The sequence below is a fragment of the Massilia oculi genome, from assembly GCF_017582745.1.
In the GTDB taxonomy this organism is placed as follows: Bacteria; Pseudomonadota; Gammaproteobacteria; order Burkholderiales; family Burkholderiaceae_D; genus Telluria; species Telluria oculi_A.
The window spans coordinates 1-24,524 of sequence record NZ_JAFVIM010000020.1 but is presented as its reverse complement, the minus strand read 5'-3'; the positions used below and the strand labels follow the sequence as shown (position 1 = coordinate 24,524).

The 24,524-nt window shown below is 60.1% G+C and carries 22 protein-coding genes; 12 read left to right on the top strand and 10 right to left on the bottom strand.

What is annotated here, in order from left to right:
- Nucleotides 1–3 precede the first annotated feature (3 nt).
- Nucleotides 4–1,077: a DNA cytosine methyltransferase gene (locus J3U95_RS20455; RefSeq protein WP_229519993.1), complete on the bottom strand. Its 1,074-nt coding sequence runs from the start codon at nt 1,075–1,077 to the stop codon at nt 4–6.
- A gap of 612 nt (nt 1,078–1,689) precedes the next feature.
- Here J3U95_RS20455 and J3U95_RS20450 point away from each other — a divergent pair.
- Complete coding sequence (locus J3U95_RS20450; RefSeq protein WP_208280501.1) at nt 1,690–2,211, top strand: hypothetical protein; 522 nt, start codon at nt 1,690–1,692, stop codon at nt 2,209–2,211.
- 9 nt (nt 2,212–2,220) lie between these two features.
- On the opposite strand, the gene J3U95_RS20445 is transcribed toward J3U95_RS20450, so the two are convergent.
- Nucleotides 2,221–2,550 carry a hypothetical protein gene (locus J3U95_RS20445; protein ID WP_208280500.1) on the bottom strand — a complete coding sequence of 110 codons (330 nt, stop codon included), beginning with the start codon at nt 2,548–2,550 and terminating at the stop codon, nt 2,221–2,223.
- 284 nt (nt 2,551–2,834) lie between these two features.
- On the opposite strand from J3U95_RS20445, the gene J3U95_RS20440 reads away from it, so the two are divergent.
- Nucleotides 2,835–3,725: a hypothetical protein gene (locus J3U95_RS20440; protein ID WP_208280499.1), complete on the top strand. Its 891-nt coding sequence runs from the start codon at nt 2,835–2,837 to the stop codon at nt 3,723–3,725.
- A 231-nt stretch (nt 3,726–3,956) separates the two neighbouring features.
- Here J3U95_RS20440 and J3U95_RS20435 read toward each other — a convergent pair whose 3' ends face one another.
- From J3U95_RS20435 to J3U95_RS20420, 4 genes are all read right to left on the bottom strand, one after another.
- Nucleotides 3,957–4,757, bottom strand: a complete 801-nt coding sequence (locus J3U95_RS20435; RefSeq protein ID WP_208280498.1) for a S1 family serine peptidase — start codon at nt 4,755–4,757, stop codon at nt 3,957–3,959.
- 158 nt (nt 4,758–4,915) lie between these two features.
- The gene (locus tag J3U95_RS20430; RefSeq protein WP_208280497.1) at nt 4,916–5,224 is read right to left on the bottom strand and encodes a hypothetical protein; all 309 of its coding nucleotides are present in this window, start codon (nt 5,222–5,224) and stop codon (nt 4,916–4,918) included.
- Nucleotides 5,224–6,204, bottom strand: coding sequence for an ArdC family protein (locus J3U95_RS20425; RefSeq protein WP_208280496.1), 981 nt, complete (start codon nt 6,202–6,204; stop codon nt 5,224–5,226). The genes J3U95_RS20430 and J3U95_RS20425 overlap by 1 nt, the downstream gene beginning before the upstream one ends.
- A gap of 539 nt (nt 6,205–6,743) precedes the next feature.
- On the bottom strand, nt 6,744–8,582 hold the full coding sequence (locus tag J3U95_RS20420) for a type IV secretion system DNA-binding domain-containing protein (RefSeq protein WP_229519992.1): 1,839 nt from the start codon (nt 8,580–8,582) through the stop codon (nt 6,744–6,746).
- Between the two features lie 368 nt (nt 8,583–8,950).
- On the opposite strand from J3U95_RS20420, the gene J3U95_RS20415 reads away from it, so the two are divergent.
- A complete protein-coding gene (locus tag J3U95_RS20415) occupies nt 8,951–9,511 on the top strand; it encodes a hypothetical protein (protein WP_208280495.1) in 561 nt (186 codons plus the stop codon).
- A 62-nt stretch (nt 9,512–9,573) separates the two neighbouring features.
- Nucleotides 9,574–10,131 (top strand): hypothetical protein, encoded by a 558-nt coding sequence (locus J3U95_RS20410; RefSeq protein ID WP_208280494.1) that lies wholly within the window; start codon nt 9,574–9,576, stop codon nt 10,129–10,131.
- 18 nt (nt 10,132–10,149) lie between these two features.
- On the opposite strand, the gene J3U95_RS20405 is transcribed toward J3U95_RS20410, so the two are convergent.
- Both J3U95_RS20405 and J3U95_RS20400 read right to left on the bottom strand, forming a co-directional pair.
- Nucleotides 10,150–11,472 carry a hypothetical protein gene (locus J3U95_RS20405; RefSeq protein ID WP_208280493.1) on the bottom strand — a complete coding sequence of 441 codons (1,323 nt, stop codon included), beginning with the start codon at nt 11,470–11,472 and terminating at the stop codon, nt 10,150–10,152.
- A gap of 97 nt (nt 11,473–11,569) precedes the next feature.
- Nucleotides 11,570–12,175, bottom strand: a complete 606-nt coding sequence (locus J3U95_RS20400; protein ID WP_208280492.1) for a hypothetical protein — start codon at nt 12,173–12,175, stop codon at nt 11,570–11,572.
- 362 nt (nt 12,176–12,537) lie between these two features.
- Between J3U95_RS20400 and J3U95_RS20395 the strand changes: the two genes are divergently transcribed.
- From J3U95_RS20395 to J3U95_RS20360, 8 genes are all read left to right on the top strand, one after another.
- A complete protein-coding gene (locus J3U95_RS20395; RefSeq protein ID WP_208280491.1) occupies nt 12,538–13,713 on the top strand; it encodes a hypothetical protein in 1,176 nt (391 codons plus the stop codon).
- A 946-nt stretch (nt 13,714–14,659) separates the two neighbouring features.
- Complete coding sequence (locus J3U95_RS20390; protein ID WP_208280490.1) at nt 14,660–15,739, top strand: competence protein CoiA family protein; 1,080 nt, start codon at nt 14,660–14,662, stop codon at nt 15,737–15,739.
- Between the two features lie 314 nt (nt 15,740–16,053).
- Entirely contained in the window at nt 16,054–17,262 is a 1,209-nt protein-coding gene (locus tag J3U95_RS20385) for a site-specific integrase (protein WP_208280489.1), read from the top strand.
- 74 nt (nt 17,263–17,336) lie between these two features.
- Nucleotides 17,337–17,633: a hypothetical protein gene (locus tag J3U95_RS20380; RefSeq protein WP_208280488.1), complete on the top strand. Its 297-nt coding sequence runs from the start codon at nt 17,337–17,339 to the stop codon at nt 17,631–17,633.
- Nucleotides 17,634–17,636: 3 nt separating this feature from the next.
- Nucleotides 17,637–20,639: a MobF family relaxase gene (gene mobF / locus J3U95_RS20375; RefSeq protein WP_208280487.1), complete on the top strand. Its 3,003-nt coding sequence runs from the start codon at nt 17,637–17,639 to the stop codon at nt 20,637–20,639.
- A 90-nt stretch (nt 20,640–20,729) separates the two neighbouring features.
- Nucleotides 20,730–21,566 (top strand): hypothetical protein, encoded by an 837-nt coding sequence (locus J3U95_RS20370; RefSeq protein WP_208280486.1) that lies wholly within the window; start codon nt 20,730–20,732, stop codon nt 21,564–21,566.
- Between the two features lie 129 nt (nt 21,567–21,695).
- On the top strand, nt 21,696–22,832 hold the full coding sequence (locus J3U95_RS20365; RefSeq protein ID WP_208280485.1) for an ImmA/IrrE family metallo-endopeptidase: 1,137 nt from the start codon (nt 21,696–21,698) through the stop codon (nt 22,830–22,832).
- Nucleotides 22,822–23,430, top strand: a complete 609-nt coding sequence (locus tag J3U95_RS20360) for a hypothetical protein (protein WP_208280484.1) — start codon at nt 22,822–22,824, stop codon at nt 23,428–23,430. The genes J3U95_RS20365 and J3U95_RS20360 overlap by 11 nt, the downstream gene beginning before the upstream one ends.
- A 37-nt stretch (nt 23,431–23,467) precedes the next feature.
- Here the strand turns inward: J3U95_RS20360 and J3U95_RS20355 are convergent, their stop codons facing one another.
- Nucleotides 23,468–24,001 carry a hypothetical protein gene (locus tag J3U95_RS20355; RefSeq protein ID WP_208280483.1) on the bottom strand — a complete coding sequence of 178 codons (534 nt, stop codon included), beginning with the start codon at nt 23,999–24,001 and terminating at the stop codon, nt 23,468–23,470.
- The gene (locus tag J3U95_RS20350) at nt 23,998–24,231 is read right to left on the bottom strand and encodes a hypothetical protein (RefSeq protein ID WP_208280482.1); all 234 of its coding nucleotides are present in this window, start codon (nt 24,229–24,231) and stop codon (nt 23,998–24,000) included. The genes J3U95_RS20355 and J3U95_RS20350 overlap by 4 nt, the downstream gene beginning before the upstream one ends.
- Nucleotides 24,232–24,524: the final 293 nt, after the last annotated feature.

The window sequence follows — 24,524 nt, the reverse complement described above, 5'->3', positions numbered from 1 at the left end:
TTTTCAAGGCTTGGACTGAGAGGCATGTGCGTTCGCAAGTGGCAAAAGTAAGTTCGTTCCCAGCCATTTTGCGACGGGAACTGCCACGGCGTCGCCCATCGCTTTGTAGCCGTCGTTGTAGCTGCCGGGTATCTTGTAAGTATCTGGCGCTCCCATCAAGCGAGCTGCCTCGCGCACGGTGAGCAGTCGGCTTTGCAGCTTGCCGTCCTTCCGAATCACGAGAAGTTGGCGACTGCTGCCGCCACTAGGCGTGCGCAAGCAGCCAGCGACTTCATCAAATCGCAATTCGAGCACTTGCTTCCCGTTTCGAGTGCGCTTGTAGCCAGGCGCCACGATCATCCGGTCGTGCGGAATGACCTTCATCAAATCGACGTGCTTTGGCGAGATCAGGCTCAGGTTTCGCTGGTCCGACTCAGCGTGGGCATACTCCGCTTCAAACTCAACCACCTGGGAGAGCGATTGCTTGCGCGCTGGCGGCTCCGGCATGTGCCACCACACCCAATTATCGAGGCCGCGAGCGGCCTTGCGTATGGCTTCCGGATGAAGCCAAGTTGGTGTCGCGCTGACAAGTTGCGGAGGGATATCCAGATCCTCTTTGACGGCGACCACAAAAATTCGCGGGCGCGACTGTGGAAGAAATCGAACCGCATCGAGCAACATGGCACCGACTCGGTAGCCTCTTCCCACCAACGCGGCATGTAGAGCGCGATAGTGCGCGCCTCCGGCAGAGGAAACCAAACCTAGGACGTTCTCAGCGACAAGCACCGGCGGAGCGTCTTCGCCCATCTCGTCAATGATGCGCAGCCATTCCCACACCAAACCACTGCGTTTGGCGTGGATGCCCCCAGCAGACCCAGCAAGGGACAAGTCTTGGCAAGGGAAAGAAGCCCACGCGAGCGTCGCCGACGGGAGATCAACTCCTTTCACATCAGCAATCGAGCCGAGATGGAAATGCTTCTTAGCATGGTTGGCTGTGTAAACGTTGGCCTTTTTGCCATCGATATCGTTGGCCCAGATGGGCTTGAACAGACTTTTCAACCCTTGAGCCACGAGTCCGCTGCCGGCGAAAAACTCCAAGTAGGCGTGCTTAGCCTTAATGGGTTGAGGTAATGACGACTGAGAAGACTGATCCGGCGAACCAGTTGGAGCAGAACGGCTGGCGATCGAATCTGCACCAGTATTTGAGTGGAGTGACATAGGTCATATTGTATCAATTCGAGCCCACTATTGCTCACCTCCAAGCTTAGCTTTTGTCCACTCCTACCAACACCCCGGAGGCTGCTGGCATCAACGACTTGGCACTTATACAGCCTTGACGGTCGACGATTCTCAAAGCGCGGCTTGCTGGGATGGTGGGACGCTCAGTCTAGGATGAAGCGCACCCAAGGAACGGCATGGCGATTGTAGCAATCCCTCACTCGCCGGCGTGTGAATACGAATGCCCCTCGCACCGTCGGATCAGGCCCTGGGCAGATGTGAATTCTCGCTACCGCCCGTCCAATGCTGCGTCACAGCCTGGCTGTGCTGGCAGGCTCCGGCTGTCACGCTGAGAAATCGGACAGACTCTAGGACATTAAGCGTAGACGCGACGCGCACTCATGGAGCTCATCACCGTGATGACCTCGTCCTTGTCCAGCTTGGCGCATGGACGTGTTACCCTTCTCAAAACATTTTTAGAAAGCGATCAGCATGAGCACGTCAGAAGACATGCAACCCCACGAGCCCGCGCTGGAAGGCTGCGAGCGCGCGGCCTGTGGCAGGGACGCTCCGCTGAATCTTCAACCTCCTGGCGACACTGGCGATATTGTCGCAGGCGACGTTATCAGCGTCATGGCAGTTCTGCTCAGCGATGGCAGCGAATGTTTCGTTCTAATCACCGCCAAAGGCATCCGACATGCCCCTGCGAGCTCTCACAACCGCAGCGTGCTAGAACGCCTGAGCCGCATCCAGGAACTGCCAGCCGTGGCAGTAAGCGAGAATGACATCGAGTTGCCCAGACTTCTCCGCGTGTCTAACGTGGAAGGAAATGTGAAGGAAGCCAGCCTGGTCAAAGACAAGGACGGAAATCAATTGCTCGTTGTCCAGGCCGGTGGTGAAGCCAAGGTCTTTTTTTACACAGGTGCTCGATACGACGCGCTTCTCGAACATGGTATTCATGTCCACTGCAAAGACAGTAGAAGCCTGAGGGGCAACCTAACCCATGATTTTTGACGTTAGCGTTCAGGCGTCCCAGCCTCGATCACCGGGCTTGGCTGGCCGGCGTTCGATCTCAGGCGCTTGGCCAGCCTTGTTCATGATCCTGACGGAATTGGGCAAGAGAAGTCGAACTTGCTTAGCCGTCGTCGCGAATGTCATGGAATGCCATTCCGATTCATCAACGCCCGCGGGAAGCGGAAGTATCCAGTAAGTTGCGTCGTCGGCGCGCGACCGGAAAATCCGCACTCCACGAAATCGAGCCGACCAATCTGCTCGAACGAACACCTCTGCACTGCTCCCGTCAGGCCCTTCCACCGTCCCGACCACCGCCCGGTCCACAGTCGCGATATTCATAACCCCCTCCGTCTCCTGCGCAAGGTCGCGCCAATTTAGTTGGTATCTCACATAGGACCAACTCGCGCAATCTCCGAATTTTTCGGCGACCAATAATTCCACGCAGTGAGACGAGGCGCCGCCGCCATCTTGTCGGACTCACAAAATAAGTTCACCCCAAGGGCGACTGAAAACGCGTCTGCTATCATCTTCAACTGGCGGCATCGTCGTTTGATTTCGGCCGCCCGCGCCACTCTCTTCGGCGCAATAACTCGTTAGCCCCTCAACCGACGAAAGCGAATGCCTTGAAAAACAATAGTGATAATGACAGTCTAAATTTTGTTTCCGAGTTCAAACCCTCTGGCGTGATCATGCTTGACGGGCTGAGGCAAAAAGATATTCGCGAAGATAAAACCGGCATCAAAATCTTCAATCAGCTGCGGGACATGAACGAGTTTGGCAGTGAAAAGAAGATATTCTGCAGCAGAGATGTCGTGGAAACGGTTGACGCATTACGCGACCGCCTCAACGCGCTTGCCGACGAACTTCCAGCAGACTTTGCTTACATTCTTCATCTGGAATGCCATGGCGGCGACGATTTCATCGAGATCGGGGATGGCAGGGAACAGATGACGTGGCGCGAGTTCATGAAGCTACTCGCCCCTCTCAATTTAAGAAACGAATGCAATGTCGGCCTAGTCTTGGCTTGCTGCAATGGGTTTGGGTCTTTCAAGGTGGACGACTTGGCGGAACCAGTTCCTTTTTATTTTCAGCTTTCACACAGTGGAGTAATTTACTCGAACGTTTTGGAAGAAAGCCTCACTGAATTCTATCGTAAAATTCTGACGGAACAGGATCTTCATGGCGCAGTCAGCGCGGCAGCGCCATTCAAGATGAAATACGCCGAAGAGATGTTCGCAAACTTGATTTATAGAGTGATGCACTCTGAATCGCGCAAAAAGTCGTATGAGACGGATGTCAACACCATCTTAAGCGGCGTTTTGTCCAAAGGCGGCATCGGTGGAAACATGGATATCAGCTTCAATCGAAAGCTCGTGAAAGACCATGTCGGCACGTTCGAGAAACAGATCGCCGACCGCATAAGAAGTCATATGGGATTTTTCTCCGGTCGCAAGCCTGGATTCACTTTGGAACAGTTAGTAGCATGGGTTGCCGGCGGAAAAACGTTGAAGTAAATCTAGGCGAGATGCCGCGCCATTTTCCTCCCACAGTGCTCGCACGTCATCGTAGATGACACGCTTATCCCGCGAGCCGCGCCCCAGAAATCGGCACCTCGTAGTCACAAGCTAAGCTCACTGCGTAGAAAACTCTCTACGCGCTGGCACAGAGAGGCAAGTATTGTGAAGCCAAATTAACGTTCGATGTGATAAGCGCCCTTGGACGGCGCTTGAACCATGTAAAAACGTCTATTTGCCGCTGTTCAGGTGTGTGCGAATGCTCAAGGCCAAACCTTCGTCGATCTGATCCAACACTTGCGCGACCGCCAACCAACTTTTAGCGCGGAAAAACTCGGAATGCTTATAGGACGACTGAACGCCGACGACGCGAACCGCCGCCTCGGGAGTCCAAATTCCGTCGACTTGACCGATTTGCCACACCGATGCCCCGCTAACTCCTGGCAGCTCGGGAGAGTCTATTTCTCCGCCGCCGACCTTTTGCGCCTTTTTTCCATAGTCGAAGAACATGTCGAGGTCTGGCACAACTGGTTTCTTGGCTTCCAGCGGGGTTTCAGGAATAAGTTGGCTATACACCGCGACAAAATTTCCGTGAAGCTTGGCGCCAACCATCTGCGTCATCGCGCCCGGATATCCGGCAACGAAAAACGCCTTGTCAGGAGCGTTGTCGACAGGTCGAGCGACATTTTCCAACGACAAGAACTGCCAAGATTTAGTTAGTCTATCGATAGTCTCCGCAGACTCTAAACGGAGCACTGCAACATCCACATGCTTTTCTTTTGGCTTGAAAACAGTATATTCGCCCAGAGTATGTGTATCGCCGCCCATTGGAGCAGCCGGATAGGCAAGCCACTCAGGCATCACGTCGTCAAAAACGTGGCGCGCAGTGATGATAAGATGCTGCTCGCCAATTCTAAACAAGGTTCCGGTTGCGAGAAGACATACTGAGCCATCTGGCGCTTCCACCAAAATTGGCATGGTAACCCCCAACGTGAACTTCTGGATCGCAGCTACTTCGAATTCACTCAACATTGGTCGCCTCTTCAATTATAAGAATCAAAATCTGCAACTCCCACCACGTCGCGATCGCACGAAATTTGAGCGCAGCTCCTCGAATTATAACAACAGCGCTTCAAGCGATTAAAAAAGCGGCGCCACACATGCAGGCGGCGCCAAATCAATCGACGAGTTCAACTTCTATCCACCCACAAGAGAATCGGCGCTCCGAGCGGGGCACTGCTTCCTGCGATGTTGTAGTTGAAAAACTCCTCGGCTCCCTCCAGGTCCATGCCGTCACGGCGCATCAGCCGCCGAATGACCGCGCCATGATCATAGACCACGCGCTGCTCCCCCCCCACCTCCGCCAAGCCCAAGATGGCGTCGTCATGCCCTTCAATGAAGACGAGCTTTTCGTCGCCAGAGAAGTCCGAGCAAAAGCGTCGACGGCAGGCGCATGAGCCTGCCAACTCGCCACAGTTCTCGCAGATTGTCTTTTCCATCAAGCGCTCCTCGCGTTGTCGTATTCTTCGACCCATTGTTGGTGCTGCCCGATCGCCGATCGCTGCTTTTCCAAATCAAGCATGTAGCCAGCCATGTGCTCCGCATCCTTGGCAGCTGAGAAGATGGCCATGGGGTCGGCCGCTACCACTTTTAACCAGCTTTGCAGGTAGGCGGCGTGGTTGTCGAGGTGCGCCTGAGACACTGGCACGCCCGTCTCCGCCGCGAGGATGGCCGAGCAGATTTCCGCGCGCAACTCCTCGACCGCATAAGCCTCGTCGCCCCACTTTGTCGACAGCGCTTCCTTGCGGTCCAGGCGCTTCGCATGGAGGGTGCTGTGGGCTCCCTCATGCATGGCGGTCGCGTAGTAGTCGTAGACGCTGTTGAACTTCTTCTTTGGAGGCAGCCGGATCTCGTCGAGATCCGGGATGTAGCATGCCTGCGCGCCTTTGTGGACGACGATCAGTCCGGTTTTTTCCTGCAGGGCCGATATGACCGAGTCAGCGCGTGCGACGGGGTCGAAGCCCAGCGGCGCCGGCGCTTCGAGCTCGGGAACCCCATCGATCTGCTGCGCGTTGAACACCGTGTAGCGCCTGAGCGCGAACGCGCGCCTCTGCCCGCCCGCCTCTTGCCCTTGCTCGGCTTCGCCTCCGGCCGGCCCTGCCTCCTGGGGACTGAGCTCGACGAGCTTGACGATGGCCGTTCCTTTCTCGCCTCGGCGCACTTGCCACTTATTCGCCTGCGCTTGTTGGTAAGTCATCCAGCGCGGATCGTCCCGCCCTGACATGGCGAGAAGCAGCCGATTGATGCCCCGGTAGCCGTTGCCCGAGGTGGGGTTCGTGGGGCGCAAGGCTTGCGCGTTCCAAGGCTTCTGCCAGGGCGTATCGCCTCGCTCCATCGCTTCGATCAATGAGCGCGCGACCTCTGACTTGATGTCGACGCGCGCTGCGACGGTTTCGCTTGCCACTGCTGGGGCATTCATCGCGCGCCTCGCTGGGTCGAGTTACCCTCGGTATTGCCCTCAGACGTCGAGGCCGGTGGAGGCGAGGCTTGGCTGGGCGCGCCGCCACCGCCATCATCCTCGCGCAGCTTCGCGAAAAGCGCGGACTCGCTTAGCGCAATCCAATCAGCATCCGAAAATATGGTTCCACCATCCAACCGGGACACTCGCCGTTCTTGGGCGCTCCGCGTCCACAGGGTCCTGAGCCGCGCGAGAATCGCGGAGAGTTTCCTGTTGCCAATGTCTTCAACGAGCGCTTCTTGGGGCATTTGGCGCCGAAGATGCTCCTTGTCGCAGCTGTCCGCCGCAAACAGAGGATACAGATCATCGCATCCGCAATTCGTCGAACTTCCACACCTCGTGCATTGCTGTTTCTCTTCCATGCGCATCTCCGGTTGATGCGCCCCCATGGGCGCTTCGCGGAATGCTGGCCGTCGTCGTCCTGCGGCGAGGAGCCCGCTAAACGGCGCGTAGGGCGCGTGCCGTCGGAGATCTTTGAGGGCCGGCGACGCGCATGGAAGTCAGTGGATGTCCACGTTGGCCAGCAACGCTTCGATCTCCGCGAGGCTGGGCATGGAGGCCGTGGCTCCATCTTGTCGATGCGGCTCCTCATCCAGCTCGTCGACAAGGTCAAGCAGATCCGCCAGCTCGGCCGCTTGCTCGGCCGACAGCGCGTCCCCTCTATTCACGGACAGCTCGCTCGCGTCGCTCGATAGGACCGCGCCAACCGAGGCGCCTGCGACGGGCTCGGCGTCTGCCAGCATGGCCACGTTCTCAGACTCTTCCCGGTCCGGAACGGAGGCGCCCAGCGACTGGACATCATCGAAGACAAAGCGGCGCGTCCACGGCGCTGGGACGTGAGCGCGCCGAGCGTCGTCCATGTCGAAGCGCGGCCAGAACAACTCGTAGGCGTTCCCCGCTACACAAAGGGCCAGCCGGACGCCCCGCCCATCCGCGGTCAGACCCAGACGGGAGGCCAGCTCCGAGGGCTTGTATAGGGCGAGCTCGTCGCGCGAGAATGAGAGCGTTGTCGAGCGGCCCGATCCGGCCCCGACCGACGCCGACACGTTCGCTCGCTCCACTTCGCGAGTGCCCAACGCCTTGCAAAGCTGTTCGGACGTTTCGCCTGGCATCATCTGGCCCAACAAGATCGAACCCGCCATCGACACGATGGCCTTCACCGTCTTGTCCCCGTGGATCTCTTCAAGCTGGCCGAGGTCTTGGCAAGCGATCACGCAACGGACGCCGCGAGAGCGCCCAACATCGAACAATGGCCGAATCGGGATCTTGCCCATCTGGGCCGATTCGTCGGCGATGAACCAGATTTTGCGACGCGGATCGTCGTCCATCTCGACGCTGTTGACGATCGCGGCCACCACGCCAACGATCCCCTCCAAACAACTTTTAGCCAAGTCCGGATACGCCCCGTGCCCCTGCAAAATGATCTGCTTTCGCTTATCCCGCCCATGCGTCCACTCCACGAAGCTGACCCAACGCTCTTTCGGAACTTCGCCCCAAGCCTGCGCCAAGTCCCGCACCGGCGACATGAACGACGCGAGATTGATCAGGATGCCTTGCGTCGTCACCGAAGCGCGCTCCACGGCGCGGACAGCTTCCGGATGGTGCTCCTCCATCATCGGCAAAATATCGGTCTGCGGCGCCGACGCGATCTCGTCGAGCTCTTTCCAGCCCCAGTCGTTGCGGCGGGTGGCTTTCAGGTAGACCATGAACCCCACGAGAAGCTGGCGCGCGGCATTGGACCACATCGGGTCTTGCGCCTCTCGGACAAAAGCTGCCGCGAGCCGGCGCATGTCGCCGATGTTGCGCATGTCCTTCGCCACGTCCCACGCGACCGAGCGCGCGTCCCAAGGCGCCAAGATGGCGGGCCGGCCAAACCCCTTCGTGAATTCGCCTTTGGGGTCGAAGATCAGCGCGCGTTCGTTCGCGTTGATGACCTTCGCGATCAGCGGCTTCAACGCGGTCGATTTGCCGCTGCCCACGCCTCCGACGACGAGCATGTGCCGGGTCCACATGTCGGCTGGATAGGGAACGTTTGGCGCGACGTCGTGGTCCGGGCGAGCGGCGGCCCGCTTGGCCAGCATCTTGCGCAGCTCACTCTTGGCCGCCTCGCCTTCGAGCCTGGTCGGCCCGCGAAGCACGGTCAACCCGTCGCGTGGCCGAAGCATCCTCGGGGCCAGCAACGCCGCGGGAAGGCAAGCGGCCATCGCCGCGGCGCAGGCCCGCCATTGCAGCGCGAATTTGGCCGAAGGCCCGAGCCCCGCCAAACCTGAGGCGTAGTCCGAAGCTTCGCGCGCGAATGCCGGTGCGAAGGTTTGATGGATCGCCCAGCGCATCGCCATCCCCGCATGCTCCCGAAGTCCCCCGACGGGCGCTTCGAGCCCCGGCCACGGCCGCCACGAGAGCGCCAGGACCGCCACTCCCGACACCCCCCCCAACGCGACCCCGGCAAACGCCCACGATGACACGCCCACGCGCTTTGTCGTTGGCGCCACCAGCGGCATCGCTCCAAGGTCGCGCCATGTCTTGTCTCTTCGCTCCATCGCCTCCCCCCCTGCGCGGGCAATGCAGGCGAGACCTTTCAAACGCCATCGCATTCGCTTTGCTCCGACGGCCGGCGTTTCGCCCCTTCGGTCGGGCCGCCGGGCCGCGGCGGCGTCTGAACCGCCATCTGAGCAAAGCCCACATCACATCAACTTTGGAATGCACAATGACCCAACACGCCACGCCGCAGGACATCATGGACGCCTTCGCCAATCTTTCCGATCGGGAGCGGCGCGTCGTCCACGCGATCGCGCGCAAGCACCTGGGCGGCACCCGCTTTTCCGAGCCGCTCGACCTGGTGCACGAAGCGCTTTATCTCGCGGTCGAGGGCCGGCGCAACTGGCCCTTGGGGTTGGACTTCGCTATCTTTCTCGCGATGACGATGCGCAGCGTCGCCTATGCCGACCGCACCCTCAGCGAGAACGCGATGGCCATCAGGGCGCCGGTTGAAGATATTTTGGAATGGACGACTGGGGACCATACCTCGCACGCTTCCGCCGAAGACTGCGCCGCGCAGGCGCAGGACTTCAAGATCGCTTGGGGCAAAGTGGCGTCGGCGCGGGGACGCTTGGCCGAGCGCGATCCGATCGCCGCGCGCGTGCTCGATGGCTTCGTGGCCGAGGCGCCGGCCGCGGAGCTGCGCCGAGAGCTCGGGCTGTGCGCGGCCCAGTTGGACGCGGCGAGAAAAAGGGTCTTGCGCGCGCTGCGGAATACAGCGAGACTTTGACGCCGACGGGGCGTTCAAAAAGGCGCAGCCTTCGCTACCGCCGGCGCTCGGAGCCTGCGCCCATGAAAAACAAAGCGAAGCGAAACAGCGAGAACAAATCCATCGACGACCATCCTCTCCCGGTGGAGGAGTTTGCTCGCTTGGTCGAAGGCCTTGACCCTTCTGATATCGAAGCGGCTTGCGTTCGAGACGGCGCGGCCCCTGGTGGCGTGCCCCCTGCCTGGAACTGCGACGCGCTCGTGAAGGCGCTTGATCAGCGGGCGGCCGAAGTCCGCGCCAGCGATCATGCATCCCGTTCGGAATGGGGCGTATGCCCAAGCGAGCCAGTCGGCCAAACCTGCGAATCGCCACGTCGCTTGGTCATCGCCCATGGGCGCGAGCTAGCGTCGCTGGGCATCGAGGACGGCGCGACGCTGGAGGCTCACATGGATTTGATCCCGGGCGAAGGCGATCTTGTCATCGCCGAGATCGCAGGCCTTGGTCGATTTCTTCGTTGTTTGCGCCTCATCGGCGGCGCCATCGTGCTCTGCTCCAATCACCCGGAGCGGCCCGCGATTGTTTTGGACAGTTGCAGGCCCTATTGGGTCAAAGTGGTCACGCTGCTTCCGCGGCGCGAGTAGACGCTAAGCCGAATCGGTTCAATCGGAGCTCGGCGCCAGCGTCTTGAACATGCGGCTGCGGTCGCCTGTCAACGGCGAGGCGTAAGTCCCTTCAAATTCCAACGCGGCAAGGACGAACCGGACCACCAGCTCGCGCGCGAGGCGGACATGCGCCATCATGTCCTCGTTCGGGTCCTTCGGCAGATACTGGCCACGATGGACGACGTGGTCGCGAGCGCGCTTGGCGGCGCCAAGCGCATCATCGGAGATCTCGTCCATGGGGACGCCCCAGCGTTTAGCGAGAATGTGGATTTTGTCCTTCAATGGCCGACGGTTGATATCTTCCAGTTTGTCTCGCATCGTCGCCAACTCCGCTTCGACGTCCTGGCCGGGAACGCCCAGCCCCTCCAGCGACCTCTTTGCCGCATCCAACATGGCGGCACGCAATGCCTTGGCTTGCTTGTCTTTGCGTAGCTCCATATCGGTGCGGGAGAGATTGTTGGTCAAAAGGTGCTCCAATACGGTCATCGCCGAAGTCAGCTTTGCCTCGCGGTAGCCATGCTGCATGGTGAACCATTCAATGGCGATGTTGATGCTCTTCGCCCGCGGCTTCTCGTCGAAGTGGGACGAAACTGCGCGGCGAAAAATCGTCTCATAGTTGAAAGGCGTAAAAATGTTCATCGGCTGGTTATCATCGTCGTCACTTCGATATCGAGCCACGACTTCAATCCGCCCGTCCCAAACGGTTTCCACCAAAGGGGCATGCACTTGGGCACTGCGGGCGAAAGATAAGATGGCGCGCACATGCTTGAACAAGCTTTCGACTTCCTCTCGCCAGCGAGCAAAATCAACGTTCGGAGGCGGTCCATCAATCACGAGCGCGCCTGCCACGTGATTTTTTTCCGATGTAGTCACGATCATGGGACCGGACAGCTCAACCGTTCCAAGGCGGCAGGTCGCGGAGATTGGCCTGATGCAATCGAAGCCTCTCAATAGGAAACGCACTCCCGCCCTCGCGTTCGGATCTGCGCGGGAGACAAGTTTGCATTTCGTGCACAACAGCTTTGGCTGCATGGTCGCAGGCGCGCTGTCCGAGAACGAGCTGCTTAACCTGAGGATGATGACCGAGTCGCTGTGAAAGGTCATTCCGTCACGGGTTTGGCCTGTCAGCGTGAAGTTCGCAAAACGTCGCGTCGCTTCTTGCCCATCGGACGCGGCGCTGATGAACTTTGTCGACTCTTCGTAAGGCAGCTTGTCCAGCTTCACTTCGGGCGCGCCCTTTTTCGTTATCGCCACCGAAAACCGCACGCAGCGGCTTTGACCTTCGAATTCGATCGTGCCCGCGAACTTCTTTGGTGCCATATGCCATCGTTTCACGCGCGGCTCCCATTGATCTCAATGATGGGTATTGTAGTTCTGGAAGCAAAAAGGCGGTCAAGTGGCCGCCTTGTTCGGACATTCAAGGCCGGCGCCGCCGGCGTTTGGACGGATCGATGCCGATCGAGCGCATGGCGTCGTCTGCAGCCTTGTGGACCGCCGCGTCGACCTCCGCCTTTGACAGTGCTCGGCCCTCCCCTCCGTCGCCCTCTTGATCGTCCCCGGCCAGCTCGCGCCACGGCTTGGCCCCGAAGGCCGGCACGACGCCGCGTCCCGAGCAGTGCCACTCCACCAGGTCGTCGATGAAGATCTTGGGCGCCGCGTTGAACATTCGGTAGGGAAGAAAGAATCGACCGGTGCGCATGTGCCCGTAGATCGCCGACGGCGAAAGGCCCAGAATCCGCGAGAGCTGGCTGACTCCGATGTATTCCGAATCCAGCTTGTATTGAGCGATCAGCTTGGCGCGATAGCGATCCCGTTGCGCCATGCCCGCCAGGTTTGGCGTTTCGGACGGATTCGGAGCAGGCGAAGCATCCGCTACGTGTCCGGCTTCCGGGCCCCTCTCCTGCGGATCTCCTGCCAGTCCCTGCTCCTGGACCTGGGCCTTGCCCTGGGGCTGGCCCACGGGGTGGCCGTTATCCAATCGGCGCCTAGCGCGCAGCTTTTCCACATCGAATTCGTGATCCATCGTCAGCCTCCTCGCGATCGCCGCCCATGCGGCGCGGCGGCGTTTGCTCGGCCGGACATGCGCGTCGCCATCGCGAGACTGTCTTGCGGCATCGAATTGGACGCGCGGGCGACCACTGGCCGCATGTCGGAGGTTGTAGAAAATTTCGGCCCAAAAGCCGCGCTGGGGAGCTTTTACCGAGCGAGGCTAGGTCAACGGCGCGACGCAGTGGGTCCAGGGCGCGCCGTTTTTCCTGAGCGCTTTCAGGAGATTTGAGAATCGCGACGACGGCTATTGACAAACCGCTTGGCGCTTGAGAAGGGTTAACCCGCCCGAATGCGTAAACCATCGTTTACGCATTCATCGATTGCCAGGAGAACGCGATGGAAACTTCTCAAGCCGTCCCCGACGACGACCCGTATAGCTGGCCGAGTGTCTACGAGCCTGACCCTATGCCTGCGGCGCAAGCGCCCGCGAAACCAGCAATTGGCGCGCCCACAACCCAACAAACCCTAGAGCCGTCCCCCTGGGGGCGAGACAACGCGCATGTCCAAGGAGCCGACGAGGATTGGTCCGAAGGTGCCAACACGTCTTTCAAAGCACCCAAGGAGGCCGAAGCCAGCGACGCTCTCGCGGCGAGAGGACTGGGCCAGGGCGACTCGGCCGGCAGACGCGCCTATGGCAAAATCGCCTCGCCGGCCGCGCCAACGATGTCCAAAATTTTGCCTCACGCCGACCACGAGGACATGTTCCCCGCATTCATGTCGAGAAGCGCCCTTTTCGGGGCCTTGCGACCCAACCTTGGGGATGCCTGCGCGGGACCGCTTAAAGCGGCCGGGGACGTCTCCCTGACGTTCCAGGGCCCACGACTTTCGATGGCGGACAAACGCGTCTGGGAGGCCTTGATCCGGATCGCCAAGCGAGACCGGATCGACGCATCGGAACCTTTCGACGCCCGCCTTTCGGAAGTGGCGCGGTTGGCGGGTTACGGTCAAGGCCAATCCCGACCGGCCTGGGCCTCGATCGAACGGCTTGCGCGCTCGAAGCTCGACGCGACGGTTTACGGCGCGAAGGCCAACGGCTGGCTGGTGATGTCCAGCGAGCGACGCGGGCGAATCGCAAGGGTCCGATTCGATCCGGCGTTCATCCGACCCGCCCTGTCCCTGACGATGCAAGCGTCGATGGCCGGCGCGGTGGGCGATGGCCCGCGCTCGTTGCTCGGGCAATGGCTGCGCGACTACCTGTCCACCCACAAGCCTCCCGCCAGGCCGCTCACCTTGGGCTACCTGCGCGAGCTGAGCGGCTACGTCTCGAAGCCCAAACATTTTGTGGTCGCGCTCGAAGCTGCGATGGGCGAGCTGGCGTCCGTCCGCCCCGACCTGGTCGCGTCTTGGTCGATCGACAAGGGCGAAGCGGTCGGCAACGCGAGCGATCGTTGGACCCTGCTTGCGATCCGCGGTCCCGCGATGCCCGTGGTGAAGCACCCGCCCAAATCGGCCCTGGTCAAGGCGCCTGCAGCCACGACTGCAACGAAACGACGGGGCGGTCCAAGCCTGTGATTTCAGGTCGTCTTGGCCGGCAATGCTCGCGCTTATGCTTATTTAAAATTAAGCATTCTGCGAGATCGATATGCGAACTTATGAAAGCCTTCCTCGACAAGAATAGGCCGCCCAAACACGCATACCCGATTATTCATTCGCTCCAATCCGCGTTGAGTTGGCCGACTCTCCTATTAAGTCGTCGTTTTCGTCCGATCGGCCGATCAAGTCGAAATTGCCAGCGCTTCACTACGAAGTGTCGATGAGTCGGCAATCCAAACGCCGAGGCATGGAAGCGAACATCCAAATGTCTGAACAAAGACTCCAGGACAGCATCCCGCTCGCCTGTTTTTTGCGTCGTTCCCAGACCGAAAAATCGTGAAGCCTGGACGCCGAGAGGCCTCGTTGGCGACCTGCGTCATCGGATGCCCAAGCGCCTCGGGATTGTCCGCGCATGAGAAATCGGCGCCAGAGAACCCGCGTTGAATTGGCCGGAATCGGTGTTGAATTGGCCGCAACCCGCGTTGAGTTGGCCGACTTGTCTCAAAACCCGCGTTGAATTGGCCGCAAACCCGCGTTGAGTTGGCCGATTTCCCTATGAGCCATAGGTTTTAAATAGAACTACAAAACCCATAGGGAAACGCCGCGGCCTGTGGTCGGCGCTTTGGCGCCGCCGACGTCCGCCGTGTCGACCAAGCGCGGCGCGCAGCGCCGCTGGCTGCCTGATGGCCCAAAAACCCCAACGACTGCGGCAGGCCCATGGGCCTCGCCGGAATGGCGACGGCGCCCCGCGCCGCCATGACAGACTCAGCAAAATCAGTTTGCGGCGTTGAGACCTGGGACGCGACTTTGACATCGACGACTCTTCTGGGTAGCCTGAGCCGCTGCTGAACGATTTCGTCCTTCTTTTCCTCTTTGCCCGCGCCGACCCATGCCTCTCAAATGCCATCGCGACGACCAACCCCTCATGGCTTTCGACTTCGAGTCCGAGGAAGCGTGGGAGGCGCTGCGCCGCGAGAACGCGCGGGAGAAGAATCTCCGGATGCCGTGCTGCGGCGCCGCCGTTACACTTCGGACCAGCGCGCTGGGGACCAAACACTTCGCGCACGCGCGCCGGGGGCCGTGCGCGACGGCGCCCGAATCGGCCGAGCACTTGCTTGCGAAGCGAACGATCGTCGAGGGCGTTCGTCAGACGGACTGGGAGGCGGTCGCCGAGCACGCCGGATGCTCGCAGGACGGCGAGCCTTGGATTGCCGACGTGATGGCCACGAAAGAGCATCGCCAAGTGGCCTTCGAGGTCCAATGGAGCCGCCAGGAGAACCCCGAGACAAGGCGCAGGCATCGGCGCTACGCGGCCGCGGGCGTGCGCGCGCTTTGGTTCTTCCGCCAACATGCCTTCCCGATTGAGAAGGAGGTCCCCGCGTTCCGCTTGGTCTTCGATGAGGAAGCGTCGCGCTTCATGGTCCAGTTGCCCTCCCCGTCCCACAACGAGTGGATGAGCGCCAAGGACAAGGACGAGCCGCGCTATTGGCGCCAATCCGTCGAGCTCTCGCGCTTCGTCGAAGGCGCGCTGACTGGGCGCCTGCGCTTCGCCCCGGCGCTTGGGCTGACGATGCCCGTCGAGGTCTTTACCGAAACGACCGTGTGCTGGAAGTGCAAAGAGGACACGCGCCTCGTCTTGGGCATCATCTTCGCAACGAGCCGCGTCCTGCCGGGATGCGCCGACATCGAGCTCAATCTCCATTCGTTCGGGGACAACCTGCAAGATGGCGCCAGCGTTGTCGCCCGCATGCTCCCGCGCGCCTTGTTGAAGTCCCACGGCATCGGCGAGCTGCGACCGCGCCACAGCCGCACCGAGGGCGGCTCCTACCTCTCCAACGGCTGCGTCCACTGCGACGCCCTGCAAGGCCGCTTCTTCGAGCATGAGCACGGGTTCAACATGGAGAAGGCGCTCGAAGTCGAGGCCCGCTTCGAGCCCGAGTGGGCTCCTCTCATGGAAGACGCGGCCAGCGACATCTATCGCTGGTGGTTCGACGAGCGCGCCTGATTGGCAGGCCCGGATGAGCGGAAAAAGCAACGCTCTTCATGCCGTTTGTCGGCAAATTTTACCGCGCGAATTGCACCGCGATTTGCGCGAGATGCTAGATCTGCGCGAGCCTGAAAATCATTTCTTAAATTAATGAAGAAACATTATTCAAATAACGTCTAGCCGCTACAAATCATTTCGTCGGATTTGACCAAATTTTTCAGTAGATAGGCCAATCCAGATGCCAAGAATTGATCGACCTGTGTTCTTACATGATCAGGAAACCTCGCCTTGCACCAAAGCTAGTTTTTGATTTCATGGTTTCGTGAGCTTCGATGCGCACCGCGAAAAAAACCGCGACACGCTTATTCGCGATGTCGCGCCGCCTGGCGTCTCGACGGCAAGTCAAGACCAGCCGTCAGCACCTCGCTCGAACTCACAACGCCAACGACATCATGGAGGAGAGCGCAATGGGAATTAAGGAAGTCCAACGAGCGAATGGCCAAATAAAATTTCACGCCGACGTTCGAGTCGGAAGTGCCCCAAGAAAATACGGAACGTTCGACACGAGAAAGGATGCGGAGACCTTCATCGCCATCACGGAAGCGTCTGCGCGAAAAGCTATTCGCGCGAGCGCCCAGAGCAGCTTGCAGCAAGCTGCGAAGCTGGGCGGGGAGCGAAACTATGCCAGAGCCAGACTGGCCGACGTCGTCACAGACTATCGCGAAAGTTCAAGTTGCAGCATGCGTGGGAAGAAAGCTCTCGTTCCGGTCGCAGATTTGGTTGGCAATGCGCGCGTAGGCAATGCCGATGACGAGTGGTCAGCTAAATATGTCGCCGACGTTCGAGCTACGTTCACGAACCGACGAAAGCCCTATGCATATTCGACCATCAAGGTGCAACTCACCTACCTCATCAAGGCGTGCAAATGGTGGGCGAAGCAAAACAAGGTGAGCGCAACCACCATTGGCATCTCGACGGAGTGCATCCCAGAGGGCTCGGACGTGCAACGCGATCGACGTTTGGAGCATGGCGAATACGACGCGCTGATGGCGCGGATCAAGCAGGCTCATTCCCGTGCCGATCATTGGCGATGCCTCGTTGACCTGTGCTTGGAAACTGGCGCGCGTCTTCAAGAGCTTATTTTGGCAAGTTGGGATGAGCTGCACAGTGAAGATCGACTTTGGAAAATCCCTGCGAAGCACACCAAGAAAAAGAAAGCGCGCAAAGTCCCACTGTCGCCCAAAGCGCGCTCCGTCATTGCGGAGCTGCGGGCACTGAAAAAGAAAGGGGACAAGCGCATCTTTCAGGTGTTCCCTACCCCTACCGCCACGTCCTGTGGCTTCCGCAACATCGTCATCGCCGCGGGCATTAAGGATTTCAGATTCCATGACCTCAGGCATGATTCCATAAGCATGATGATCGTCAACAATCCCAAAGTTTCCGTCCGAGCCATCATGGAGATTGTGGGTCATGCGGACTATGCGTCATTCGTGAGATATTCGCACCTGCGAGACGACGAAGTCATCGGCCTCTTCGACTGAACTACCCCGCTTCGGCGGGGTTTCCATTTGGCGGACCAGCTCGCTCGCCAGCAATACTTCGCAAGGAGGAGTCCATGCGAGAAGAAGAGAAATCGACCTCGGGCAACGCGCGGAAGCGGCTGGCATCCAAAGCCGCCTACGCCAAGAGCAAAGCGGAGTGTGAGCATGTCCTCCTAAGGCTGCGTCTAGGTTCGCTCGCCCGATTGGACATGGCGCGGAAAGCCTCGGGTCTATCGCGATCGGCTTACATTGACACCCTGTTGGAGGCGTATGCTCAATCGCCATTTTCTCCCACGGTTGCCAGCAGCACCGACCATCCACAACGTTCGATCGGCGACGAGTTCGAAGCGCTTTTTGGCGGCGGCGCCTGAGCCATGCTGTCGATCACGAAGATTAACTCCGCCTCCAATCAAGCCAAGCGCGGCGACGCTGGCGGATATCTGCATTACCTGGGTGGGCCATCGACATCCACCAAGCAACGCGGCGACTTCGACGACTACGCACGCGGCGACGCCAAGCAAGCCGGCCCCCAGCCCACCTGGGCGTGCTCCGGCGCTTCGCTGCTGGGCCTTTCCGGCGTCGCCAAGCCCGAACAAGTGGAGCGCCTCGCCCAAGGTTTTCACCCCCTTACCGGCGAGGCGTTGGTAAAGGGCGCGGGCGAAGACCACGTCATGGGTTTGGACATGACCTTCTCCGCCCCAAAGGACGTCTCTGCCGTTTTCGCCGGCGCCGACTCCGCGACGCGCGACGCCGTGGCCGATGCGGTCATGCAAGCGGCCAAGACCGCCCTAGCGCACGTCGAGACGCAATGCCTCACCCGCCATGGGAAAGCCGGCGCCGAGAAGCGTTTCGCCAAGGCCACCGTGGCAGCTTGCTATCCGCACTTTGCCAGCCGCGCGGGAGAACCGCAGCTCCACGTCCACGGGTTTCTCTTCAACCTGGGCAAACGTGAAGGCCGAGATGAATGGAGCGCGTTGGAGCAGCGGGCCCAGTTCGAGCGCAAGATGAGCGTCGGCATTCTGTTCCGGACGGAGCTTGCCAGCCGCATGAAAGCGCTGGGCTTTGAGGTCGAGGCCGACGGCAAATACTTCACCTTGCGCGGCATCGATCAAGCGCAGCGCGACACGCTGTCGTCGCGCTCGAAGCAGATCGCGGATTACGTTCGAGAGTGCGGCATGCTGGGCGTCGACGGCGCCGCCGCGCGAGAAGTCGCCGCCCTCAACACCCGCCACGCGAAAGCGGAGCCGCCCCTGCCGGAACTTCTGGCCAGCTTCTCCGAACAGGCGGCCGCCATCGGGCTGACGCCGCAAAGCGTCGCGGCGATGAGAATGCCGCTGCCCTCGCCTGGCCTTGGCTCCGACTTGCCTAGCCTTGCCAGCGGTTCGTCTGGGTCGTCGCGCGACGCTTATCCAGCCAGTGAAACCGAGGCCCAGAGTGAGGCGCAAAGCGACGCGCGAGAGCCCTTCAAAATCGACCACCAAGACTTGATGGCTCGGCTCATGGAGTCGCAGTCGTGCGCGACCTCGTCGGACGCGCTGGCCGTCATCTGCGAGATGGCCATGGGCCATTGGGACGCGGCGCAATGCGTCGCTGAGCTGGACAGTTTCCTCGCATCGCCTCTCGTGGTTCAGCTAGGGCGCACCGAGCAGCTCGCGGAGGTCTTCACCTCCACCGCCACCCTCGCCGCGGAGACCGAGTGCTCGGAGGCCGTCGAGCGATGGGCCGGAGACGCGGCTCACCGGCTGAGCCGCGCAGCGATCGATCTCGAATTCGACCGGCTCGAAGCGGAGATATCCGCCAAGATTGGCGCTCCTGCTTCGCTCGCCCAGCAGCGCGCCGCGGCGCTGTATGTGGCTTGCGAGACGGGCCGCCACGCCTTTGTGGAAGGCTGGGCCGGCACGGGCAAGACGACCATGCTCAAAGCCCTTGCCGACTCGTATAAGGCTTCCGGCTTCGAAGTCCTCGGCTGCTGCCAATCCGCAGCCGCGAGCCAGAACCTGGCGCGCGAGACCGGCATCCGTTCGCGCACCATCGCGAGCCTTCTGCACGCCTTGAATCAGGACAAAGCGAAACTGAGCGACAAGACGATCATGGTGCTCGACGAAGCCGGCATGGTGGGCTCGAAAGAATTTTATCTGCTGCAGCGGGCCGTGCTCAATGCCGGCGGCAAACTGGTCGCCGCCGGCGACGCCAAACAGCTCCAACCGATCGCCGCCGGAGGCATCTTTCGAGCGCTGTGCGAGCGCCACGGCAAAGTCGAGATCTCGAACATCCAACGCCAGCGCACCGACTTCGGCCCCCTGCTCGACTGGCTGCGCTCCCGCGGCGATCTGACCAAGCGCGCCGTGGCGGCGCTGCGGGCTCTACCCGAGGACGCCAAGTTAGGCGCCTTGGAGTCGCTTTGCGCCGTCCTGCCCAAGCTGGCCAGGGCCTTCGCCCGGTGGAAAGAGCGCTACGACCACCGTTGGCTGCGCGACGTGGTGCGCGCGTTCGCCACTGGCGAGGCCAAAGACGCGCTGTCGGCGCTCGATGAGCGTGGCCGATTGAAGCTGATATCCGGCCACCGAGCCACGGTCGACGCGCTGATATCCGACTGGGCCGCCGACCACGCGGCGCTGCCGGCGAAGACCATGATCGCCGGCACGCGCGCCGAGGTCCGCGAGCTCAACGCGATGGCCCGCGCGCTGCTGACATCCGCCGGTCACGTCCGCGACGGCGCAGGCTTGGATATCGAGATCATCCACCGCGACGAGACGCGCGAATCCAAGCGCTTCGCGCCGGGCGACCGTGTGGTGTTCACCAAGAACGACAAAAACCTTGGCGTGGCCAACGGCGTCGCGGGCACCATCGTGGCGATCGAACAAGCCGCCTTCACGCCACTGCTGCGAGTCCAACTCGACGACGCCAACGAGCGTGGCGAGACTGTCGCCATGGTCCCACCCTCGTTTGGCCGATTCGACCACGGATACTGCTTGACCAACCACAAAAGCCAGGGCCGCACGTTCGATGCCGCATACGTCCTCGTCAACCCGTCGATGGCCGACCGCGAATGGACTTATGTCGCCGCCAGTCGATCGCGATTTTCGACGACGCTCTATGTCAACCGCGGCGCGCTCGCTCCGATCGACATCGACTCCCATCAGATGCCGGCGCCAGCCCCCGGCGTGGGAGATCGCTCTGCCTTGCTTGAAAAGCTCGCTTTTGGCATGTCCAGGAGCCGCGGCAAGGGGACCGCATTGGATTGGGCCGCGCAAGCCGAAAGCAGCGCTTCTTCGCGTATTCCAGCGGCCAATGTCACGCCCCACGCTGCCGCACGCTTTTTGGCAGCGCTTTCAGCCAGCGCTGCACGCGATCGCGAGGCGGAGCCTGAGCGCTAAGCAATCTTGACCCTGGTTTTGGCTCGCGATGTGTTCGAGATCAGAAACGTCGAAGCCCGACTCGCATTCCGAAGTGTTTAAGGACATGTCATGAAACCGAAACGAAGCAATCCGAGTGTGGCGCCTGTCCAGCCAACGCGCGTGGCAGCCATGGCCCCTTATGCGGCCGCGGTCGATGCCGCCTCGTCGCTGGCGGACATCGAAGCAGCGTGGGCGCGCGAGGCTGTGACGTTGCGCCTGACGGTCGAACGCAAGCGGAAGCTGCGCGCCTTGTTCGACCACGGCGAGGAAAATCTGTCGCCGACCGGGGCTTTGGATCTGGCGATTGAGCGGGCCATCGTCGCCAGCATTCTCGAGCCAGACGACGAGACCAGATGTTCGCCGGAGCGCGACGTGTCGCCCCTGGTCGACGGACTCCGGAACGCGACCCAAGTTTTCGCCAGCGCTTCGGAAGACTGGGCCCGCATCCGGGCGCAGCTCACGGGCGTAGCCGCCGACTGCGCGGAGCTTCGGTCGGCCATCTCTTCGGCTGCCATGCTGCGCGACGGCGTCCCGGCCATTGAGTTGGACGCTCCGATGCCCCTAAAATGTTGGCTTGATCGCCAGGCTCAGCCAGGGCGCGCATGGGTGCTCGCCAAAGCCAGGTGGATCGCCAAAAGGTCGGCTGGCTTGGCCTCAAAGGCCGCCATGTGGGAATTTGAGATTCAACTGGTCGACGACTCCGGCGTCTCGAAGCAGCCTCAGCCCCCTCTCGCCAAGGTTTACCTCGGGCCGGCTCCTAGTCATGCGCTTTTTTCGCAAATCGAACTGGGCGAGGTGCTCATTCTCGTTTGCAGCCGATCTGGTGGGGCCTGGGCCATTTCGGCGCGAGCGATCCATGACGGCGCCAAGGTGGGCCAGGTTCTTGCGACATTCACACTGGAATAAAGATGGAGAATTTTATGTCGCGCGGCTGCGCGATATCCGCGCGATGAATACGGCATCCCCGCTCGAAAAGAGACACCAGTTTCAACTCAAAATTGACCATTGACACTTTAATATCTAAAATTGCTCGGTATGAGCCTGAATCTCGCAATCTTAGGTAGCAAGGTCGCCGCATATCGCCAGCAGCTCAGCGATACCGTCGACGAAGTCGCCTTGGCCACGGGAGTTCCTGGGGCGCGAATCACCGCTATCGAGGCTGGCGTTCTGGAGCCCACCGGCGACGAGATCCTCATCCTGAGCGATTACTTCCGGTGCGACTACAAGGTCTTTCTCTCAAACGACGCCGCCGCCGGTTCTCCGCCGGCGCAAGCTCTGTATCGCGCCAAGAGTGAAGACTTCAACAAGGACGATCGCCGCGCTGTCCGCGACTTTCTCTACCTGTGCGAGACTGAGCATGAATTGGCTAGTGAACTCGGGAGGCTGCCCAAGCCATTTGAGCTTCCCTCGGCAACTCGCGCCAAACGTTCTGCCGCCGACGGCGCCGCTGCCGTGCGCGCCCACCTGGGCTACCGAGATCAAGAGCTGCCTCACGACGTGTTTGGCGACTGCCGGAAGCTCGGCATCCATGTGTTCCGTCGGCGGCTAGGCGACTCCAACATCTCTGGCCTATTCATCGTCCATCCGGTGGCCGGCAAGTGCGTGTTGGTGAACTCCAGCGAGGACATGTATCGTCAACGATTTAGCGCGGCTCACGAGTTGGCGCATGCGCTGTTCGACGCGGGCACTGTCGCGCGCGTCTCCCTGCGTTCTGACCGCGCCGATCCGTTGGAGCGGCACGCAAACGCCTTCGCGTCTGAATATCTCATGCCCTCTCATCTTCTTCGCAAGCTTCCCAAGTTGTCAGCACTGAGCGACGACGATGTTAAGTGGTGGGCCAACCATTTCAAGGTAAGCTGCGACGCGCTTGGCGTGGCGGCGCGAAGAGCCCGAATCGTGGACTACCAACAGAGCCAGCGCATTCGCAACCTTCGAGTCGCGGCCGCCGACAAAGTCGATCCTGAGATTCCAGCGTCATTGAGCGAATCACAGCGCCGGCAAAAGTCCGCGCTGCTTGACTTGGGACTGTCGGATTACTATGTCGCGCTGTGCTTCGACGCCCACCGGAATGGATTGATCAGCGCCGGCCGGTTGGCCGAGGCTCTGCTCCTCAGCCATGGCGAGCTTCAAGAAGTCGCGGCGCTTTACGGAAGGTCGTTGAATGGCCATTGATCCATCCAATTTTCACCGCGTGAACGTCGCCGACACATGCGCGGTTTGGAACATCCTGTCATCGGAAACTTTGCACTTGGCCGCCAAGAAAGCTGGCTGCTCTTTTTGCGTCACCGGCGTCGTGCAGTATGAGCTTTTGGTCAAACCTCGGTCTCAGCGCAAAGCGTGCGACGTTGAGCTGCGCGCTCGCCTTGAACGAGAGCAGGCGGCGGGAGGCTTCCCTAGCCACGCTTGCACACTTGATGACCTTCGCATGGTGAGCGCGTTGGAAGAGCGCAAAAAGCTTGGCAAGGGGGAGCTATCCTCGATCGCGCTGGCCATGAGGCTCTATCAGGCCGTCATCACCGATGATCGCAAGGCGGCCAAACTGTCCCGAGACGCGGGCCACGGCCTTACCCAAACCACGCCCCATCTGCTCTCTTGGTTGGAATTCAATGACGCGCTGTCCGAGGCGGACAAGCAATCGGTCATGCAGCAGCATGCCGAATTGAACGGCACATTGGTCAGGCCGTTCCACGACGCGCTGGATATGGCGCGCCAGTGCAAAGCAAACGCGGGAAGCGCGGCTCCGCCGCCGAAGGCGACTACTCCCGCCTAATAGGCTGGGCACCGCGCCCGGCTCGGGCGTAGAAAGTCTAATCGAGAAATTCCTTAGGCTTGCTGGAAGAGATGTCGCCCAAATTTTCGATGGAAATATTCTTAGCGGCGAAGAGTGATCGATATAGGTTCATCAAGTCGCCACCATGATGCTTTCTTACCCTCTCAGTGCACTGTTTTACTTCTTTGAGGACGCCTTTCACAGCCGAAACTTGGTCAGGCTGTGGCTGAACAACATTGCTCTTGCAAAAAGAATCAGAAGGAAAAGGATAGACGATCAGATATTTCACCTCGAAGAAAAAGACGGTTGGCCGGCCAACCAATTCATTATCTTGCACAAGGATTTGGTTATCGGAATCAATTCCGCCGCCAAATTTGTAAGAACTTCCAGGGGCGATCAAAAGAAATTTACGATGCTCAGGATCGCCTTTTACCTTAAAACGACCCAGAACCAGTCCGTAATGGGGCCCGGTCTCTTGGCCGTGCTGTTCAAATCCTTTAGCCAAGATCACGACAGCGCCAATAGACGGCGTGACCCAGTTTTCAAGCGAACTCTTGTGAGAGTCGCTCACTTAAGGAACTCCGAATCCGCCTCGATCGTGCCTCCATTCGGAAACATCGCAGCGAACGCATCCATCGATGCGCTGCCCTGAGCTTCCAGGTAAGCAAGCTCCGCCTCACGGTCTCCCGAAGCCTCCGGGCGCTTCGGCCTTGCCACCGCGTGGGAGCCTGCCACAAACACTCTGTCGAACACCGAGACAGCGGGGGTAAAAGCACTGTAACGCTCGCGTTCTTTCGACATGATTTCTCCTAGTAAAACAACAAGACGATGTCAGATTCCGAACTTCTACCGGTAGGCAAAGCCGTTTGAATGTTTAAAAGAGGAAATGCACTAATCGCAAGCATTAAAGGCGCTTTGCTCTAAACTACTAGGCTAACAAGGGAGTCTGACTCTCGTATGATACCATACGAGGGTAATCCCCCCACAGAAAGAGCGCGTTTAGAAGTAGAATTTTCTACTTAAGAACAGAAAGCTCTACATGAAGACGTCCCGTTTTACCGACAGCCAGATCATCGCCATCCTCAAGCAAGCCG